9 protein-coding genes are annotated in these 19370 nt (G+C 69.2%); all 9 read left to right on the top strand.

Annotation, left to right across the window (positions count from 1 at the left end; all coding sequences use genetic code 11):
- Nucleotides 1-7: 7 nt before the first annotated feature.
- Nucleotides 8-1321, top strand: coding sequence for an ABC transporter permease (locus OD750_RS01605; protein WP_263543743.1), 1314 nt, complete (start codon nt 8-10; stop codon nt 1319-1321).
- Nucleotides 1322-1329: 8 nt separating this feature from the next.
- The gene (locus OD750_RS01610; RefSeq protein WP_263543742.1) at nt 1330-2562 is read left to right on the top strand and encodes an ABC transporter permease; all 1233 of its coding nucleotides are present in this window, start codon (nt 1330-1332) and stop codon (nt 2560-2562) included.
- A 184-nt stretch (nt 2563-2746) separates the two neighbouring features.
- Nucleotides 2747-4084, top strand: coding sequence for a sigma-54-dependent transcriptional regulator (locus tag OD750_RS01615; protein WP_263543741.1), 1338 nt, complete (start codon nt 2747-2749; stop codon nt 4082-4084).
- Nucleotides 4085-4192: 108 nt separating this feature from the next.
- Nucleotides 4193-5515, top strand: a complete 1323-nt coding sequence (locus OD750_RS01620) for a sensor histidine kinase (protein ID WP_263543740.1) — start codon at nt 4193-4195, stop codon at nt 5513-5515.
- An 85-nt stretch (nt 5516-5600) separates the two neighbouring features.
- Nucleotides 5601-8591 (top strand): serine/threonine-protein kinase, encoded by a 2991-nt coding sequence (locus OD750_RS01625; RefSeq protein ID WP_263543739.1) that lies wholly within the window; start codon nt 5601-5603, stop codon nt 8589-8591.
- A 4-nt stretch (nt 8592-8595) separates the two neighbouring features.
- Complete coding sequence (locus OD750_RS01630) at nt 8596-9447, top strand: hypothetical protein (protein ID WP_263543738.1); 852 nt, start codon at nt 8596-8598, stop codon at nt 9445-9447.
- A 180-nt stretch (nt 9448-9627) separates the two neighbouring features.
- A complete protein-coding gene (locus OD750_RS01635; protein ID WP_263543737.1) occupies nt 9628-18114 on the top strand; it encodes an RHS repeat-associated core domain-containing protein in 8487 nt (2828 codons plus the stop codon).
- Nucleotides 18115-18244: 130 nt separating this feature from the next.
- The gene (locus tag OD750_RS01640; RefSeq protein WP_263543736.1) at nt 18245-18757 is read left to right on the top strand and encodes a hypothetical protein; all 513 of its coding nucleotides are present in this window, start codon (nt 18245-18247) and stop codon (nt 18755-18757) included.
- A 63-nt stretch (nt 18758-18820) separates the two neighbouring features.
- Nucleotides 18821-19279, top strand: a complete 459-nt coding sequence (locus tag OD750_RS01645) for a hypothetical protein (protein WP_263543735.1) — start codon at nt 18821-18823, stop codon at nt 19277-19279.
- Nucleotides 19280-19370 lie beyond the last annotated feature (91 nt).

A 19370-nucleotide genomic window follows, 5' to 3' on the forward strand; every position in this document is an offset into this window, starting at 1 on the left:
ACGAGCGATGTTCTCCTATTACCTGCAACTGGGCTTTCACAGCCTGAAGCGCAATCCGGTGCTGACGCTCCTGATGGTGCTCGGCATCGCGATCGGCATCGGCGCGAGCATGACGAGCCTCACCGTATTCCACGTCATGGGCAGCGATCCGATTCCGTGGAAGAGCGACAAACTGCACTACGTGCAAATGGACAGCTGGGATCCGAACCGCGCGTACGACGACGACGACCAGTCGATGCCGCCGGATCAGGTGACGTACCGCGACGCCGTCGCGCTGATCGAGGCCGGCAAGGCCGACCGCCAGGCCGTGATGTACAAGGTGGCGTGGCCGGTGCAGCCGGAGAACCGCGACATCAAGCCGTTCCAGTCGCTCGGCCGCGCGACGTCGGGCGACTTCTTCGCGCTGTTCGACACGCCGTTCGAGTACGGCAACGGCTGGGACCGCGCGCAGGACAAGGAACACGCGCGCGTCGTGGTGCTGGCGCGCGAGACGAACGAAAAGCTGTTCGGCGGACAGAACAGCGTCGGCAAGCGCGTGCGCCTCAACGACGTCGAGTATTCCGTGGTCGGCGTGCTCAAGGAATGGAAGCCGAAGATCAAGTACTACGATCTGACCAACGGCTCGTTCAGCGATCCGGAAGAATTCTTCGTGCCGTTCAACACCGCGATCGAACTGAAGACGCCGGCCGCGGGCAACAACAACTGCTGGAAGAATTCGGCCGAGGGCTGGGAAGGCTATCTCGAATCCGAATGCATCTGGCTGCAGATGTGGGTGGAGCTCGAGAACGCGACGCGCACGGCCGAATACCACTCGTTCCTCGACAACTACGTGGCGGAACAGAAGAAGCTCGGCCGCTTCCCGCGTCCGGTCAACAACCGCCTGCCCGACGTGAACCAGTGGATGAAGGACAACCGCGTCGTCTCGCGCGACGTTGAAATCCAGCTCGGTCTTTCGTTCGCGTTCCTCGTCGTGTGCCTCGTCAACACGATCGGCCTGCTGCTGGCGAAGTTCATGCGCAAGACCGGCGAGATCGGCCTGCGCCGCGCGCTGGGCGCGTCGAAGCCGCAACTGTTCATGCAGCACATCGTCGAGTCGGGCGTGATCGGCATCAGCGGCGGCCTGATCGGTCTGCTCCTGACCTGGCTCGGCCTCATGGCGGTGCGCGGGCTGTACGACTACTTCGACAGCGTCGCGCGGCTCGACTGGCCGATGGTGCTGGCCACGATCGGCCTGTCGATCGTCGCGTCGATCCTCGCCGGCCTGTACCCGACGTGGCGCGCGTGCCAGATCGCGCCCGCCGCGCAATTGAAGACTCAGTGAGGCACGCCATGGAATTCCGTCCGATTCTTTCCGCCCTGATGCGCAGCAAGGTCGCGCTGGTCCTGATCGGCCTGCAGATCGCGCTGACGCTCGCGATCGTCAGCAACGCGCTGTTCATCATCAATCAGCGCATCGAAAACATGGGCCGCGCGTCGGGCATGAACGAGGCCGACACGTTCATGATCTCGAGCCTCGGCTTCGGCGCCGGCTACGACGTGAAGAACGCGTACGCCGAAGACCTCGCGACGCTGCGCGGCATGCCCGGCGTCGCCAACGCCGCGCCGATCCTGACCGTGCCGATGTCGCAGAGCGGCTGGTCCGAAGGCATCAGCCTGACGACGACGCAGCAGAACTCCGACGTCGGCGTCGCGATGTACTTCATCGACGAGCAGGGTCTCGACACGTACGGCCTGAAGCTCGTCGGCGGTCGCAACTTCACCGCCGACGAAATCACGCACCGCGACGTGCGCAGCACGTCGTGGCCGAACATCGTGATGATCACCAAGGCGCTCGGCGAGCGTCTGTGGCCGGGCCAGAACGCGGTCGGCAAGCAGTTCTATCTCGACCAGGAAAAGCCGCCGCTGACCGTGATCGGCGTCGTCGACCGCCTGATCATGCCGTGGCCGAACATTTCCAACCGCAGCGGCGACAAGAACGCCTACGAGTTCTCGATGATGGTGCCGCAGATGGTGCCGTTCGGCCTGCAGACGCGCTATCTCGTGCGCGCCGAGCCGGGCCGCGTCACCGAACTGGTGAAGGCGGTCGAGGCGAAGCTGGCGCAGACCAACACGAGCCGCATCGTGCGCGAGGCGCGCACGCTGACCGAGATTCGCGCCGAGTGCTACCGCAGCGACCGCGCGATGCTGATCATCCTCATCGCCGTGATCGTGGCGCTGCTGTCGATCACCGCGCTCGGCATCGTCGGCATGGCGAGCTTCTGGGTCACGCAGCGCACCAAGCAGATCGGCACGCGCCGGGCGCTCGGCGCGACGCGCGGCAACATCCTGCGCTACTTCCTGACCGAGAACTTCGTGATCACCACGATCGGCCTCGCGCTGGGCGCCGTGCTCACCTACGGCGTGAACCTGTGGCTGATGCAGGCCTATTCGGCGCAGCGCCTGCCCGTGCTGTACCTCGTCGGCGGCATGATCGCGCTGTGGCTGCTCGGCCAGCTCGCGGTGTTCGGCCCCGCCACGCGCGCCTCGCGCGTGCCGCCGGCCGTCGCGACGCGTTCGGTGTAACGTGCCACGCTCCGCCCGCGCGCCGTAACCAACGGACGGCGCGGGGGCGGAGTTGTGGTCCCGCCGCAACGCGCCGACAATCGCGCGCTCAATCGCAACGACGGTCAGCGATGCAACCTTTTAGTTTCTCCTCGCATCTGTGCGGCGTATGCGCCGCAATCTTCCGCCCAACGATCGAGTCGTCATGCGCACCGTCCTGGTGATCGACGACAATCCCGCCGTCGCCACGGCGCTGGAAGTGCTGCTGTCGCTCAACGAGATCCGCACGCTCGCGGCGCTGAGCCCCGACGAAGGCCTCGCCGTGCTCGAACGCGAGCAGGTCGAACTCGTCATCGCGGACATGAATTTCCACCAGGACACGACCTCGGGCGAGGAAGGCATCGCGCTGTTTCGCGCGATCCGCGCGCGGCATCCGGATCTTCCGGTGATCCTCCTGACCGCCTGGACGCACCTGGAAACCGCGGTCGAGCTCGTCAAGGCCGGCGCGGCGGACTACCTCGCCAAGCCCTGGGACGACCAGAAGCTGCTGGCGACGGTCGAAAACCTGATCGAGCTCTCCGAATCCACGCGCGAAGTGACGCGCCTCAAGCGCGCCCGGCACAAGAGCCAGGAAGCGCTGCGCGCGAAGTTCGAACTGAAGGGCCTCATCTTCGGCGACGGCGCGACCGAGCGCGTCATCGAGCTTGCGTGCCAGGTCGCGCGCGCCGATCTGCCGGTGCTGATCACCGGACCGAACGGCGCGGGCAAGGAGCGCATCGCGGAGATCGTGCACGCGAACTCGGCCGTCAAGCGCGGCCCGTTCGTGGCGGTGAACTGCGGCGCGCTGCCCAACGAGCTGATCGAGGCGGAACTGTTCGGCGCCGACGCCGGCGCGTACACCGGCGCGGGCAAGGCGCGCGAAGGGCGCTTCGAACTCGCCGACGGCGGCACGCTGTTTCTCGACGAGATCGGCAACCTGCCGCTGTCGGGTCAGGTGAAGCTGTTGCGCGTGCTCGAAACCGGTCAGTTCGAACGGCTCGGTTCGGGCCGCACGCGCACGGTCAAGGTACGCGTGCTGTCGGCGACGAACGCCGACCTGCCGGCGATGATCCGCGACGGCCGCTTCCGCGAAGACCTGTACTACCGCTTGAACGTGATCGAACTCGCGCTGCCCGCGCTGCGCGACCGGCCCGACGACATTCTGCCGCTGGCGATGCATTTTCTCGACGGCGGCGCGCAGCTGTCGGAAGACGCGCGGCAGGCGCTGATGGTGCACACGTGGCCCGGCAACGTGCGCGAACTCAAGAACGCGATCCAGCGCGCGCGGCTTCTGTGCCGCGACGGCGTGGTGCAGCCGGCCGACCTGGGTCTTGCGTCGCTGCGCCCGGCGCCGCGCGGCGCCGACGAGCCCGACCGCGCCGCGATCGAAGCGGCGCTGGCGCGTGCGCGCGGCGTGATCAGCCAGGCGGCGTCGGAGCTGGGGCTGTCGCGGCAGGCGCTGTATCGCCGGTTGGAGAAGCTCGGGATTTCGGTGGGGAACTAGACGCTTTCCCTCTCCCCCAAGGCGAGCCTTGGGGGAGAGGGAGCCCTGCGTTTGGCGCATGCCTCACTCGCGCGCTATCGTGAAATCTTTGAGCCGTCCCGAGCCCCGATGCGCCTGTTCTCCCTCGAAGGAAAAGTCGCCGTAGCGCTCGGCGTGTTCGCGCTCGGCGCGGGCGCGCTCGCGCTGTCGCTGTACGCCTGGCTCGAAAGCGACCTCGTCGTCGCCGCGGTGCTGCTCGCCGTGCTCGCCGTCTGCGCGCCGGTCGTCGCGCGCATGCTCACGCGCACGCCGGCCAGCCTGTTCCGTGCGCTCGCCGGCAGCGTCGCGAGCTTCAAGGACGGCGATTTCAGCTTCTCGATCGCCGCCGACCGCCGCGATGAGCTCGGCGACCTCGCGCGCGCGCACAACGAGCTCGGCCGCGTGCTGCGCGAAGAACGCCAGAACCTGTTCCAGCGCGAGCTTCTGCTCGACACCGTCGTGCAGCACACGCCGAACGCGCTGGTGCTGACCGATCCGCTCGGTCACGTGGTCTACGCGAACATCGCCGCGCGCCAGCTGCTCAACGGCGGCCAGCGGCTGCAGGGACTCACGTTCGCCGACGTCGTCGCCGAATGCCCGCCGGCTTTCGCCGCCGCGGTCGCGCACGGCGGCGACACGCTGTTCACCGTGCCGCTCGATCGGGAAGACGAAACCTTTCACTTCTCGCAACGCAGCTTCAAGCTGCAGGGACGCCTGCACTGCATGTACCTGATCAAGCGCATGACGCGCGAAATCAGCCGCCAGGAAGTGGCGACGTGGAAAAAGGTCATTCGCGTCATCAGTCACGAATTGAACAATTCCCTCGCGCCGATGCAGTCGCTCGCGCATTCCGGCCGCGTGCTAGCGCAGAAGGGCGAGTTCGGCCGCCTGGCGCCGGTGTTCGACACGATCGAGGACCGCACGCGCCACCTGCACGCGTTCATCCGCGGCTACGCCGAGTTCGCCAAGCTGCCGCAGCCGCGATCGGAGCGCGTCGCCTGGCCGGCGCTGCTCGGCGCGATCGCGCGGCAGCACCCGGAAATCGCCGTCGGCGCGGCGCCGCCGGAGCCGGGCTGGTTCGACCGCGCGCAGGTCGAGCAGGTGCTGATCAACCTCGTCAAGAACGCGCACGAGGCGGGCAGCCCGCTGGACGCGATCCGCATCGACGTGACGCAGCGCGCCGAGGAATCGCGGATCGAGGTTTCCGATCGCGGCACCGGCATGAGCGATACCGTGCTCGCGAACGCGCTGCTGCCGTTCTATTCGACCAAGCGCAGCGGCACGGGCCTCGGCCTCGCGCTCGCGCGCGAGATCGTCGAGGCGCACGGCGGTCGCATCGTGCTGGCGAACCGGGAGGACGGCGGCCTTCGCGTCGCGCTGATATTGCCGCGACCGCTCGTTGCGGCCGACTAGCATCGACGATTGCGCGTTTGTTGCTTGCGCGCCACGTCGCGATGCGCGCTTGCTATGATCGGGCCGGGTACGGGGAGCCCTTACGATGCCTGCCGGGCCGATCAGAATTCCGGGATATGAACTCCTGCGCCAGCTCGGCGCGGGCGGCATGTCCACGGTCTGGCTCGCGGTGCAGGAGTCGCTGCAGCGCAAGATCGCGATCAAGGTGATGCGGCGCGCGCACGAGTCGTCCGGCGACGACGTGCGCCAGTTCGAGAAGCGGTTCCTGCTCGAAGGCCGCACGATGGCCAAGCTGCCGCATCGCAATATCGTCGCGGTGTACGACATCGTCTCGAACGACGACGTCTCGTACATCGCGATGGAATACCTCGAAGGCGGCACGCTGTCCGAGCGCATGCAGACCGGGCTGTCGCTCGCCGAGGCGGTCAGCGTCGTGGTGCAGATCGGCGGCGCGCTCGACTTCGCGCACCAGCACAACATCGTGCACCGCGATCTCAAGCCCGCCAACATCATGTTCCGCGACGCGCTGACGCCGGTCCTGACCGACTTCGGCATCGCGCGCACGCAGGACCAGGCCGCCACGCGCCTGACGCAGACCGGCATGCTCGTGGGCACGCCGAACTACATGAGCCCCGAGCAGATTTCCGGCGGCGACATCGACGGCCGCTCGGATCTGTACAGCCTCGGCGTGATGTTCTTCGAGCTGCTGTCGGGCAAGACGCCGTTCAACGGCGACACGCCGATCGCCGTGATGATGGCGCACCTGACGACGCCGGCGCCGCCGCTGCCGCCCGAGTTCGCGTTCTTCCAGCCGGTCGTCGACCGCATGCTCGCGAAGAACCGCGACGATCGCTACGCCGACCTGCGCGAATTCATCGCGGCGCTCAAGCAGCGCGTGGTCGGCAGCGACACGTTGCTGATGCGGCTCAAGCTCGATCCGGCGCTGTCCTCGTCCGACCAGTTGCGCGCGCTCGGTTTTACCGCGAGCGATCCGGCCGCGCGCAATCTGCGCTCCGGTGCGATTTCGGGCGCGCAGCCGCTGCCTCGGCCGCAAGCGCCGTCGCGAGCGCCGTCGCGCCCGACCGCGCCGCCGCCGAGCCGCGTGCCGCCCGCAAGACCGCGCTGGCCGTGGTTCGCGCTCGGCGGCGCATTGCTCGCCGCGGCGCTCGGCATCGGCGTGTGGCAGTTCGCCGGCCGCGGCGGGCTGTCGGCCGAGGAGCGCGAGCTCGTCGGCTTCTGGCTCAAGGATGCCGCGCGCCACGTCGACGAGCGCCGGCTGGTGTCGCCGCCGGGCGACAACGCGTACGAACTCCTGCAGAAGCTGCTGCAGAAAGATCCGGAGAACGCGCAGGCGCAGGCGCTGCTCGACCGCATTGCCGCGGCGATGCGCGACGAGGCGCAGGCCGCGCTCGCCAAGGGCGACTACGCCGCCGCGCTCGACCGCGCCGAACAGGGCCTGTTCGTGCGCAAGGACGACGCCGCGCTCGCGCAGCTCAAAACGCGCATCGAAACCGAGCGCGCCGCCGCGCAGCAGCGGCAGCAGCTCGAGCAGCTGTTGACCGGCGCCGATGCGGCGGAAAAGGCCGGCCGCCCGTTCGGTCCGGACGGCGCGTACGCGCAGCTCGTGCGCGCGAAGGAACTGGCGCCGGCCGACGCCGCGGTGAAGACGCGCTACGAGCGCTTCGTCGAGGCGCAGCTCGCGCCGGCGCGCGAGGCGCTTGCGGCGAAAGACGCGGCGCGCGCGAGCCGGATGCTCGCGTTGCTCAAGGCCGATCTCGGCAACGAATCGACCTACGCGACCCTCGCCGACGCCGCGACGCTCGCGCAGCGGCAGGCCGACGCCGAAAAGCAGATCGCCGACCTCGCCGCGCGCGGCGCGCAGGAACTCGCCGCCGGACGGCTCGACGAACCGGCGAACGCGAACGCATTCGCCACATTGGGACAATTGCGCGACCTCGCGCCGGACGATCCGCGCGTGCGCGCGCTCGCCGGCAACCTCGCCGCCGCGCTCGTCGCCGACGGCCGCAAGGCGGCTGCCGCGACGCCGCAGCGCGCGCTCGAACGCGCCGAACTCGCGCTGCGCGTCGAACCGGGCCGGACCGACGCCGCCGCGCTCAAGACCGATATCGAGCAGCGCCTCGGCCAGCGCCTGGCCGACATCGGCCGCGCACTGTCGGCGGCGAAACAGGCGCTCGCCGAAGAACGTTTCCTCGCGCCGGCCGACGACAACGCGCGCGCGGCGCTCGACCAGGTGCTCAAGCTCGATCCCGACAATGCCGAGGCGCGCAAGCTCGCGGCCGAGCTGCCGCAGCGCGTCGCCGCGGCGATCGCCGCGCGCGTCGAGGCGCGCGACACGGCCGGCGCGCTCGCGCTCGCACAGGCGGCGCAGCAGGCGTACCCGGACGACGCCGCGGTCAAGCGGCTCGTCGCGAACATCAACACGCAGATGCTGCGCGAGAAAGCGGACGCCGACGCCGCGGCGGCGCGCGAACGCACGGCGGTCGCGATCGCGATGACGCCGCCGACGCCGGAATCGCTCGCCAACGCGGCGGGCCTCCTCGGCGGCGTGCTCGCGACCGACGCGCGCAACGCCGACGCGCTCGCGCTGCGCAAGCGCCTCGCCGAAACGTTCGCCGCCGCGTTGCGCGGCGCCTCGACGCTGCCGGCATTCGACGCGCTCGCCGCCTTCGCGCAGAAGCAGGAAGCGCTGCTCGGCGCCGAACCGGAATTCGCCGCCGCGCGCCGCGACGCGGCGGCGCTGCGCGGCAAGCTGGTCGACGCGCAAGCGGCGCGCATCGCCGCCGAGCAGGGCGAACTCGTGCTCAACGCGCAGCCGTGGGCGAAGGTCGAATCCGTACTCGACGGCAATCGCAAGGCGGTCGCGCTGCCGGCCGACGCGTCGACGCCGTTCGCGCTGAAGCTGCCGGCCGGCAGCTACGTGATCACGTTCCGGCATCCGCAGGCGGCCAAGCCGGTGACGGTCATCGCCAAAGTGGAGGCGCAGCGCCGCGCGAGCGCGAACGCGGCGTTCCCGACGATCTCGGCAGAGGACTATTTCACGCGTGCGGGCTGGTAACGGCATGCGCGCGCTCGCCGCCGCCGTCGCGCTCGCCGCGGCGACGGCCGCGCAGGCCGACTACAAGGACGCCTACAGCCGCGGCCTCGAAGCCGTGCGCGACGGCGACTGGAACGAGGTGCGCCGCCGCATGACCGAAGCCGCGGCCGAACAGCCGGCGCCGGCGACGCGCGTGCGCCTGTACGGCCAGCGCTGGGAGCCGTACGTGCCGCAGTACTACCTCGGCCTCGCCGCGTTCAAGCAGGGCGACTGCGCCGGCGCGCTGCGCGAATGGCGTTCGGCCGCGAACGCCGGCGTCGTCGGCGGCGTGCCGAATCTCAAGGCCGAGCAGGATCGCAACGCCGCGTCGTGCGAGTCGCGCGTCGCGCAGCAGACGCCGCCGAAGCCGCCGGTCGACGAGCCCAAACCGGCGGAGACGCCGAAGCCGCCGGTTGCCGAAACGCCGAAGCCGGTCGATACGCCGAAGCCGCCGGACAAGCCGAAGACCGAGCCGCCGAAAGCCGAGCCGGCGAAGCCCGAGCCGGCCAGGACGGAACCGCCGAAACCGGCGCCGACGCCGATCGCGGCGCGCGTGCCGACCCCGCTGCTCGATGCGTACCGCGCATGGCTCGCGGGCCGCTACGCCGACGTCGCGCGGATCAATCCCGACAGCTACGGCGACCCGCGCGCGAAAGCGCAGGCGTTCCTCGTGCGCGCGGCCGCCCGCCATGTGCAGGCCGAAATCGACGGCGATGCGCAAGCGCTCGACGCCGCGCGCGCCGACGTGCGCGCGGTGCGCGCGCTCGACGCGCGGCTCGCGCCCGACGCCGCGATGTTCTCGCCGCGCTTCCGCGCGTTCTTCGCCGCGACGAAGTAGCTCCTCGCGCGTCAGCGATCCCGCGTAGCAAACCTTGAGACACCCCTCCCGGACACTGCCGTCTTCGGCATGTCGCGCCGTTCGCGCGCGATGGTCTGTTTTTTTCCGGTTTTCCGATTAGTCGCTTTGGCGGGCGGAAGGGCTTTCCGCGCCGATTCGTTCAGAACAAGGGGTATCAGGGTGACAAACGACAGCAACAGCGCGCGCCGGCGGACCGGCGGCGACAAGCGTGCGCCGGATTCGGCGGCGGGAACGGGCGCATGGATGCGCCGGGCGGTGCTGTTCGCGGCGCTGTGCGCGGCGGGCCAGGCATCGGCGCAGATGGCACGCCCGGCGGCGCCGGCGGCGGACGCCTGTTCGATCGTCGAACCGCCGATCGACCCGGGATCGACGCCGGCGTTTCCGGGGCACTGGTACAACCCCAAGCGCCAGGGCACCGGCTGGGACTTCTACTACGCCGACGTCAACGGCGTGCGGTACATGATCGGCTTCTGGTACGCGTTCGACCGCAACCACGTGCCGGTGTGGTATCGCACCGACCTGATCGACATCACCTCGACGTCGCCGACGTGGAGCGCCGAGTTGTTCCGAGTGACGCTCAATAGCAGCGGCAGCACGAGCTATCGCCGGGTAGGCACGCTCGGCGGCCGGTTCTTTCCGGGTTCGGCGACGCACATCGGCATCAACTGGACGCATGAGGACTATCCGGGAACCTATTCGGAGTGTCTGTACGACATCTTCCGAGCGTCGCCCGTGAACCAGCCGTCGAGCGCGGAGAGCAATCCGAGCTACAACGGCAACTGGTACGACCCGGCCCACGGCAACTGGGGCTACAACTATTCGATGGGCCGGTTTTCGACGGGCGAATATGTCGAGACGGAAAAGGCGCTGATCTACGACAAGACCGGCAATCCCGTCTGGCTGATGGGTGTGACGTCGTCGCCGACCGAGCCGCCGAACAACACGACCGGTACGCCGCGCAAGCTCGACTACATCAGCGGCGTGAAGCATCTGGACGAAGACTGCACGGTGGCCGCGAACTGTCTGCGCGTGTGGGGCACGCAGGCGTCGCCGCTGGGCACGGTCGCGCGCAATTTCACCGGCCCCAATTCAGCGACCGGCAGCATAGCCGTGAACGTGCCGGCGAACCTCAACAACGGATCGGTGAGCCTGCCGAACGCGCAGGTGGTCTGGCCGAACCCGGACGTGGTCTGGCCGGCCGGCGTGCTGACGAATCCGACCGCCATGGTCAAGGGAACGGTGATCGACCACGTCTACGTCGGCAATTCGTACTGCGTGGCGCCGAACGCCGCGAGCACGTGCGACGTGTACGTCGGCTGGGCGTCGACGCCGCAGCCGGGCGGTTCGCCGAACCACCTGTACCGTCGCAATCTGGCGACCAACGCGATCTCGCAGGTGTCGGCGCAGCCCAACGGCAGCCTGCACGACTGGCTCGCGCCCGGATCGCGCGTGCAGTACGAACTGCGCTCGGGTTCGGCGACCGGCGTGCTCGTCGGCGAGTCGGCCGAGGTGCTGGTGACGGTGGCCACGAGCGGCGGCGGCAACGACTCGACGTCGGGTCCGCCGGATGCGGCGCCGGCGCCGACGCCGTTCCAGGAACCGACGCTGGACGACGCGTCCGACCGCGTCGGCGCGCTCGGCGGCGAGTTCAAGGTCAGCGAAGGCGGGCACGCGACGTACCGCGTCGACGTGTACGCGCCGCGCGGCCGCGGCGGACTGACGCCGTCGGTGGCGCTGAGCTACAGCAGCGCGGGCGGTGAAGGGCTCTTGGGCACGGGCTTCAACCTCGAAGCCGCCTCGTCGATCCAGAAGTGCCGTTCGGGCAAGGAATTCGGCGACGGCGACACGGTCAGCAGCGACCTGAACCAGTTTTGCCTGGACGGTCAGCGCCTGCTGTTGTGGAAAGGAACCCATATGCAGGCCGGTGCGGAGTACCGCACCGAGGTGGAGTCGTTCCAGCGCATCGTGCTGAGCGACGCGACGCCGCTGCCGGCGACGATGCACGGCACGAACGGGACGGTGCCGACGTACGCGTTCACGGTGTACGGCAAGGACGGCACGGTGCGGCGCTTCGGCGGATCGGCCGGCACGGTGGTGGCGCGCAGCTTCGGCAACCGCGGTACGGCGATCAGCTGGCTGCAGACCGAGCAGGCCGACGCGTCGGGCAATACGCTGACCTACACGTATTCGTCGCAGGGCAGCGGCACGCTGACGATGCCGGGCGAACGCGTGCTGACGCAGATCGGCTACACCGGCGGACGCGTGGTGTTCGACTACCGCGCCTCGGGCCGGCGCGACCTGAGCCACTCGAGCCTGGGCGACGCGATCGCCTCGCAGCTGCTCAACGCGGTCACGGTGCGCGACGAGAACGACAAGGTGATCCGCTACTACCCGGTGACCTACGCCAACGCGGTGGTGTCGGCGGTGGACCTGGTGCGTCCGCGCGTGACGCAGATCCGCGAGTGCGCCGACACGGCGCAGGCGGTGTGCTACGCGCCCACGACGTTCGCGTGGCAGGACGTGGTCTCGAGCGTGGGCACGCCGAACACCGACGGCAGCGGCGCGAACCGGCGCTTCCCGGGCCTGGTGTCGCATCGCCTGGCCGACTTCGACGGCGACGGCCGCACGGACATCGCGTGGATCGACAACGGCCGGCGCCTGAACGTGCTGTACTCGCGGCCCGACGCGGTCGGCATCAACTTTTCCACGAATACCGAAGTGGTGCGGCTGGACGGGGTCGACCCGGTCGGCGCGTTCCAGACGATCGACCTGAACGCGGACGGTCTGGACGATCTGATCTACCTGTCGCGTTCGCAGACCAATACGGGGCGGGTGAGCTGGTATCTGCGCCTGTCCACCGGCAGCGGCTTCGGCGCGGCCGAATTGCTGCTCGACAACGTCGGCTACGCCGATACGAGCAGCACGCTCAAGTTCGAGTCGAACCTGGTCGACCACACCGGCGACGGGCTGCCCGACCTCGTGTATCGCATCGGCGTGGACTCCAATCGCATCGCGATCATGGAACGCGTGCCGGGCGACAACGAGCGGCCGTACCGCTTCGCGCAGCCGCTCCTGGTGCGGCTGATGGACGATGCGAACGGCGCGTTCGGCTGCGCGGCGTCGACGTACACGGCGCGGCGCGACGAAGAACGCGCGCAGGTGGTGGACGTGGACGGCGACGGCCGCGGCGACCTGCGCTTCATGTCGTCGGCCGCCGCGTGCGGCAGCGGCGGCATCGTCATCGGCGGCGTGGCGCCGGGCACGGAAGTGCCGCAGACCGAAGCGCCGACGATCGAGGAGCCGGGTCCGGATACGCCGCTGGGCACGCCGGTGGCGTACTACTTCGTGACCTACCGCGCCGAGGGCGTGGTGAACGGCGAGTTCCGCTTCATGCGCACGACGCGCACGGTGCGGGTGATCGAGAACCACGACGAGAACTCGTCCACCCGGGCCAGCCAGCGCGTGATCTCGGCCGACGTCAACGCCGACGGCTACATGGACGTGGTGTACCTGGCCGACAACGGCCAGTGGCGCTCGAACCTGACGGTCGGCGACACGGTGTTCGGCTACGAGCAGTGCGTGGCCAACTGCCTCAACGCCAACCACATCGACAAGGTGCAGCTGCTTGACTACGACGGCGACGGCCGGCTCGACTTCTGGTGGCCCAATTCGGCGACGCCGAACCGCAACTACCAGGTTTATCTGTGGAAGGGCGACGCGTTCACGAGCGTGCCGGTCGATACCGGCTTCGTGGCGACCTCGGGCAACGACTGGCGCCGCCTGCCGGCCGACTTCGACGGCGACGGCCTGATCGACAACCTGTTGATCAAGCCGTTCGCCGGGTCCAGCGGCGACGGTGGCTGGCAGGTCTACCGTTCCAACTCGCACCATCGCGCACGCGGCGTGGTCGGCGCGATCACCGACGGCCTGGGCGCGAGGACGACGATCGAGTACTCGCCGCTGACGTTCGCGTCGGTGTACCGGCGCGACTACGACGCCTCGGTGCGCAACTGGGCGCGCGGCTCGGCCGTGTTCGACATGGCCTTGCCGAACTATGTGGTGCAGTACGTGGGCAGCAGCGCGCCGACGCCGGGCGATCCGGCCGACGAGGCGTACGTGCAATACCAGTACGCGGGCCTGAAGATGCAGGCCGGCGGCCGCGGTTCGCTGGGCTTCCGCCGCGTGACCACGGTCGACCTGCAGACGGCGGTGTCGATCGATACCACGTTCTACCAGGAGTTCCCGTTCGCCGGCCTGCCGCAGCAGACGCGCACGCGCAAGCTTGCGGCCCTGCCGGTGGACGTGTGCCGTACGGGCAGCCAGATCAACGAACTGGGCGCGGGCTGCTATGCGCGCACGCCGGTGTGTCCGTCGGGCAAGCTGCACATCTGCGATCCGGGCTTCCTGGAGCCGGCCAATTCGATCTCGGCCAAGGTGCTGTCGTCGAACTACGGCTGGCGCTACCAGCGGGCGACGCTGAGCGACGCCAACGGCGCCAGTGATCTCAACGACTACACCCAGGGCCTGCAGACGCTGCCGCCGCCGGCGAACGTGCCGGTGCCCTCGATCTTCGTGGCGCTGAGGCTGACCAACACGACGAACTTCAGCGACGACGGCCAGCAGACGTCGTTCACGGCCTCGCAGTTCCAGGGCGCGGTGTACGACGACTTCGGCAATCCGACGACGAGCAAGGTGACCGTGCGTGGCCGCATGTTCCCGCAGGCCGGCCAGGACGACACGTCCACGACGCTCGATGCGCGCAGCCAGTACGTCAACGACCCGGTGGCCTGGAAGCTCGGCCGCCTGATGTCCACGCGCACGTTCAACACGCGCGTGGAGACGCGCAGCGGCGTGGTCACGACGACGACGCAGGGCCGCCGCGCCTCGTTCACGTACACCGATCCGTCGAACCCGTCCGACGTGCGCGGCCTGCTGCGTTCCGAACGCGTCGAGGCGATGGTCGGCACGTCGGTCGACGCGCTGTCGCCCGATACGACGGTGCGTGGCGTGGCGACGTACTACACGCTCGATGCGTTCGGCAACCGTACCAACACGGCCACGTGCAGCACGGACGTGCCGGAGTCGACCTGCCGCATCCTGCGCGCGGGCCTGGGCAGCTACGTGTTCCATCCGGCCGGCCCGCAGGTGATGCGCTATGTGCGCAACGCCTACGACAGCCTGGGCCGCTACGTGCAGTCGACGAGCGAAGCGATCTCGGCCGGCGCGGACGCGGCGACGGAAGTGACCACGGGGACGGTGATCCTGCGCAATGCCGGCGGCGATCCGCTGCAGACGCAGGACGCCAACGGCCTCGTCACCCAACTGCGCTACGGCAAGCTCGGCCGCCAGCGCTTCGCCTACACGCCCGACGGCACTTCGGTGCGCACCGACTGGATCGCGTGCACGGCGGGCAACTGCCCGGCGAACCTGGCGCTGGCGTACATCGCGCGGACCACGACGAGCGGCGCGCCGACGCGCTGGACGTTCCACGACGTGCTGGGCCGGCCGACGCTCGCGCTGACGCAGGGCCTGAACGGCGGCGACTACGTGGCGGTGCTCACGCAGTACGACGCGCGCGGCAATGCGCGGCGCGTGTCCGAACCGTTCTACGCGAACGACAACGCGACCGGGGCGGCGACCCCGCGCGCGGGCGAGACGCTGGCGTGGACGACGACGAACCGCGACCACTACGGCCGCGTGTATCAGACGATCGGGCCGAACAGCGCGGCGACGACGACCGCGTTCCTGGGCCGCACCACGGTGACGACGCTGCCGCCGAACGCGGCCGGCGTGCAGCAGACGCTGACCGAGGTGCGCAGTCCGCAGGGCGAGGTGATCGCCACGACCGACCACAAGGGCATGACGGTGGCGTTCGCGTACGACGCGACGGGCCAGGTGCTGACGACCACGCGCAACGGCAAGGTGACGGCGACGACGTACGACGGCCTGGGCCGCAAGCTGCGCGTGGCCGATCCGGATGCCGGCACGTGGAACTACGCGGTCAACGACGCGGGCGAGACGATCCAGCAGCTCAGTCCGCGCAACACCTGCACGCAGCAGCGCTACGACGGCCGCGGCCGGGTGTGGAAGCGCATCGACTACGGCACTGGCTGCGGCGGTGCGGAATACGCCTCGGCGACCTGGCAGTTCGACACCGCCGCGTTCGGCGTGGGCAAGCTCGCGAGCGAGCAGTTCGCCGAAGGCGGCGCGGTGAGCGTGACGCGCACGATCGCCTACAACGGCGTGGGCCAGGCGGTGAGCGTGAGCACCGCGCAGGACGGCCGCACCTATCTGGCGCAGTCGACCTACGATCAGTACGGCCGTGCGTTCCAGGGCTTCTTCACCGCGCCGGGCCTGCCCACCACGGGCGAGAAGAACACGTACAACGCGCAGGGCTACGCCACCGCGGTGCGTTCGGCGTATCCGGCCGGCACCGGCCCGGTGTACCACGAGGTGCTCGAGATGAACGCGCGCGGCTCCGTCACGCGCGAGCGCAAGGCGATCGGTACCGAAATCGTCACCACGCGGCAGTTCGATACGCAGACCGGCCGTCTGCGCGGCCAGCAGGTGCAGGGCGGCATGCTGCAGAACCTGGCGCTCGACTACGACCCGATCGGCAACGTGCGCTACCGCGAGGCGACCTCCGGCGGCGTGACGCAGCGCGAGACGTTCGCGTACGACGAGCTGCAGCGCCTGACGTCCTCGACCTTCACGCGCAACGGCGCCACGACGGGCACGAGCGCGCAGACCTATGACGGCGAAGGCAACATCCTGACCAAGAGCGGCCGCAACTACGCGTACAGCGGTTCGACCGCCGGTACCTGCGCCACGCAGCCGGGCGTGACGGCGCCGGGTCCGCACGCGGTCACGCGCGCGGGCACGACCGACTACTGCTACGACCCCAACGGCAACGTCGTGCGCATCCTGGGCGGCGGCGACGACCGCACCCTGAGCTACACCGCCTACGACCTCGTCAAGGCGATCCGTTCGGACGCCACCAACGTGCGCACGAACTACAACTACGGCCCGAACCGCGAGAAGGTGCGGCGCCTGGACTACGCGAGCGCCACCGCGTTCAGTCCGAGCGCGATCACCGAGTACGTGTCGGGCGCGGAAGTGCGCTGGGTCAACAACGCGATCGAAGAAGTGGCGCGCTACGCCGGCGCGGTGATCGTCAAGCAGCGCCGCAACGGCGCGAACTACGTGGTGACGCAGCAGTACCTCATCGTCGACGCGCAAGGCTCCACCGACGTCGTGCTCGACATCTGGGGTCAGCCTGTCAATCCGACGGCGAGCATGAGCTTCGATGCGTTCGGCCAGCGCCGCAGCGCGGGCACGTGGACGGCACCGATGCCGTGGACGCCGAGCCTGCGCACGGAGCTTCTGGCCACGACGCGGCACGGCTACACCGGGCACGAGCAGGTGGACGAGGCGGGCATCGTGCACATGAACGGGCGCATCTACGACCCGGCGCTGGGCCGCTTCCTGCAGGCCGATCCGTTCGTGCAGTCGCCGGGCAACAGCCAGAGCCACAACCGCTACAGCTACGTGTTCAACAACCCGATGGCGTACACCGATCCGACCGGCTACTTCGGGTCGAAGGAACGTCAGGGCGTGCGCGCGGCGGCGGCGATCGTGATATCGATCTTCCTGCCCGGCGCGCTGACCAGCTCGGCGATCGGCATGACCACCACGCAGGCGGCGATCGTGACCGGCGCGGTGGCCGGAGCGGTGCAGAGCGGCAATGCGCGCGGCGCGGCGCTGGGCGCGCTGACCGCGGCGGCGTTCGTGGGCGTGGACCGGGCGATCAACGTGGACGTGTCGAAGGCGGCGTTCAAGACGCCGGCGACGCAGATGCGCTTCGCCGCGCGCGCGCTGGCCAACGGCGCGGTCGGCGGCGTGCTCTCGAGCGTGCAGGGCGGGCGCTTCGGACACGGCTTCATCAGCGCGGGCCTGGGCGACTACCTGGGTCCGGTCAATCCGCAGCAGACCGACATGAGCCCGGCGCAGATGCTCGGCTCGGCCATGGCCGGCGGCACCCTCTCGGCCGTCAGCGGCGGCGACTTCGCCAACGGGGCCATGACGGCGGCGTTCAAGGGCATCGTGCGAAGCGCGAAGCAGGGTGCGGAAAATACTCGAATGGCCGCACTCGTCTATGGCGATCGCCAGGACTGGGTCGCGTTCGAATGGGACGTTTTCGTCTTTGGCGGCCTCGTGGGCGAGCCTCCCATCCCATCTCCGGTAAAGCCGGTCGGAGAAGTGATCGGCGTCGCCGGCGTGTCGAGCGAGGATGGCGGCTATGTGGGCGCGATCGCCGCGGGCGGTCTGCACGTGGGCGGGCATTCGAACTACGTCGCACACCTTGAAGGCTACGAAGTGCTGTCGGGCGGCGGTGCACCCGAACGCATCTCGCTGACGGAAGTCGGGGTCGGCGTCGAGGTTCCTTTCGTAGCAGGCGCCGGTTTTTCGCTCGGCCGTTACGCAACGCATCACAACTCGGGCGGTTTTCTGTCCGTCAACGGCGGCGTGCTGGGAGAACGCGCCGCGCTCGGCGTCGGCGGATCGGTGAACTTCGACACTGAAATCGGGGTGATGCGAGACTGGATGGTACGCAGGGCCTACAACGGGCAGAGCGGATTCCGCTAGCATCGACGGCGCGCAACGGCGGGATCGACTCCCGCCGCTGCGCGCCGCTTCCGGTGGCGGTGCGGTACCGCAGCAGGAGAACACCGTGGAACGCATAGATCGCATCAGAGAGGCGTCGGAGGCATCGGGCATGACGGTCGTCGTGCAGGCCGAACGCGGCGCGTTGTATATTTTGTTTCTTTACGTCGCCCTCGCCTTCGTCGTCGTGCTTGCCGCGATCGCGGTGTCGGGCATCGTGCGGGCCGACATCGACGGGGCGGGACGAACGATCGCCATTGCCGTCGCGGCGGCGAGCGGTTTGCTCGCCGTGGCGCTCGGCATCGAGGCCGCCTGGAGCGGCGGCGGCGTCGAGCGTTGGACCGTCACGCCGGAACGGGTCGAATTTGCGCGCAGCCTGTTCGGGGTGAAGGTTCGCGAGCGCTGCCTTGCGGCGACCGAACTACGGTCGCTCGGCATCGCGCAGAGAACGATGAAGCGTCGCGGCGGCAGTTTCACGTTGCACACGTTCGAGGCCGTCGGCCGTAGCGGGAAACTGTTCGGCTGGGGCCGTTTTGCGAAATCGGATGCCGATCGCATCAATCGGCTGTTGACGGCGCGCCTGGCCGAGTTCGGTTATGCCGCCGTCGTGCCGTCGCTTGCGTGACCGGCTGAAAACGAACGGAGCCCGCGGACGCTCGTTTCCGACTCATCCGCACGACGAGAACCCATGAAAAGACGATCCGTATCGCTCGCCGCGGCGATCATCGCGGCAGCCGTCTGCGCCGGTGCCGAAGCGCGCGGCATGCTGCGCGCGTATGCCGAACGCATCGACGTCGTCGATGCGATGGGCTATCGGGTGCAGGCACGGGTGCGCGAGGAAGCGTTCGCGTTTCTGAAGCTGACGCTCGATCGCGGCCGTTCGCTCGCGATCGACGCACGCAAGCTCGCGTTCGCCCGAACGCCGGATCTTCGCGCCGCGGCGCTCTGGTTCGACCAGGCCGACGGCGTCAACTACTACCGGCTGACGATTCCGTTCCGGAACTTCGGCGAGCGCGGCGAGAACGACTATCTTCTGGTCGTCAACATCGCCGATCGCGCGTTGCGTTCGATCTTCGTCGGCATGGCGGGCGAACCGGGCGGGCGGGTCGTCGCGTGCATCGAAGGCGACTGCGACTCGGCCTGGTAGGCCGGCGAGGTTCCCGCACGATGTCGGCTTCCGGCGTCGCCGAACGTTCGCTCCGACGTACCGGTAACGTCGCGCGTGCCACAGTGACCGC

This window comes from Tahibacter soli, from assembly GCF_025717065.2.
In the GTDB taxonomy this organism is placed as follows: domain Bacteria; phylum Pseudomonadota; class Gammaproteobacteria; order Xanthomonadales; family Rhodanobacteraceae; genus Tahibacter; species Tahibacter soli.

Bases quoted from the DNA above. Each gene is read 5' to 3' on its own strand.
- OD750_RS01605 (WP_263543743.1), top strand. From the start codon at position 8: ATGTTCTCCTATTACCTGCAACTGGGCTTTCACAGCCTGAAGCGCAAT.
- OD750_RS01630 (WP_263543738.1), top strand. From the start codon at position 8,596: ATGCGCGCGCTCGCCGCCGCCGTCGCGCTCGCCGCGGCGACGGCCGCG.
- OD750_RS01610 (WP_263543742.1), top strand. From the start codon at position 1,330: ATGGAATTCCGTCCGATTCTTTCCGCCCTGATGCGCAGCAAGGTCGCG.
- OD750_RS01620 (WP_263543740.1), top strand. From the start codon at position 4,193: ATGCGCCTGTTCTCCCTCGAAGGAAAAGTCGCCGTAGCGCTCGGCGTG.
- OD750_RS01640 (WP_263543736.1), top strand. From the start codon at position 18,245: ATGACGGTCGTCGTGCAGGCCGAACGCGGCGCGTTGTATATTTTGTTT.
- OD750_RS01625 (WP_263543739.1), top strand. From the start codon at position 5,601: ATGCCTGCCGGGCCGATCAGAATTCCGGGATATGAACTCCTGCGCCAG.
- OD750_RS01645 (WP_263543735.1), top strand. From the start codon at position 18,821: ATGAAAAGACGATCCGTATCGCTCGCCGCGGCGATCATCGCGGCAGCC.
- OD750_RS01615 (WP_263543741.1), top strand. From the start codon at position 2,747: ATGCGCACCGTCCTGGTGATCGACGACAATCCCGCCGTCGCCACGGCG.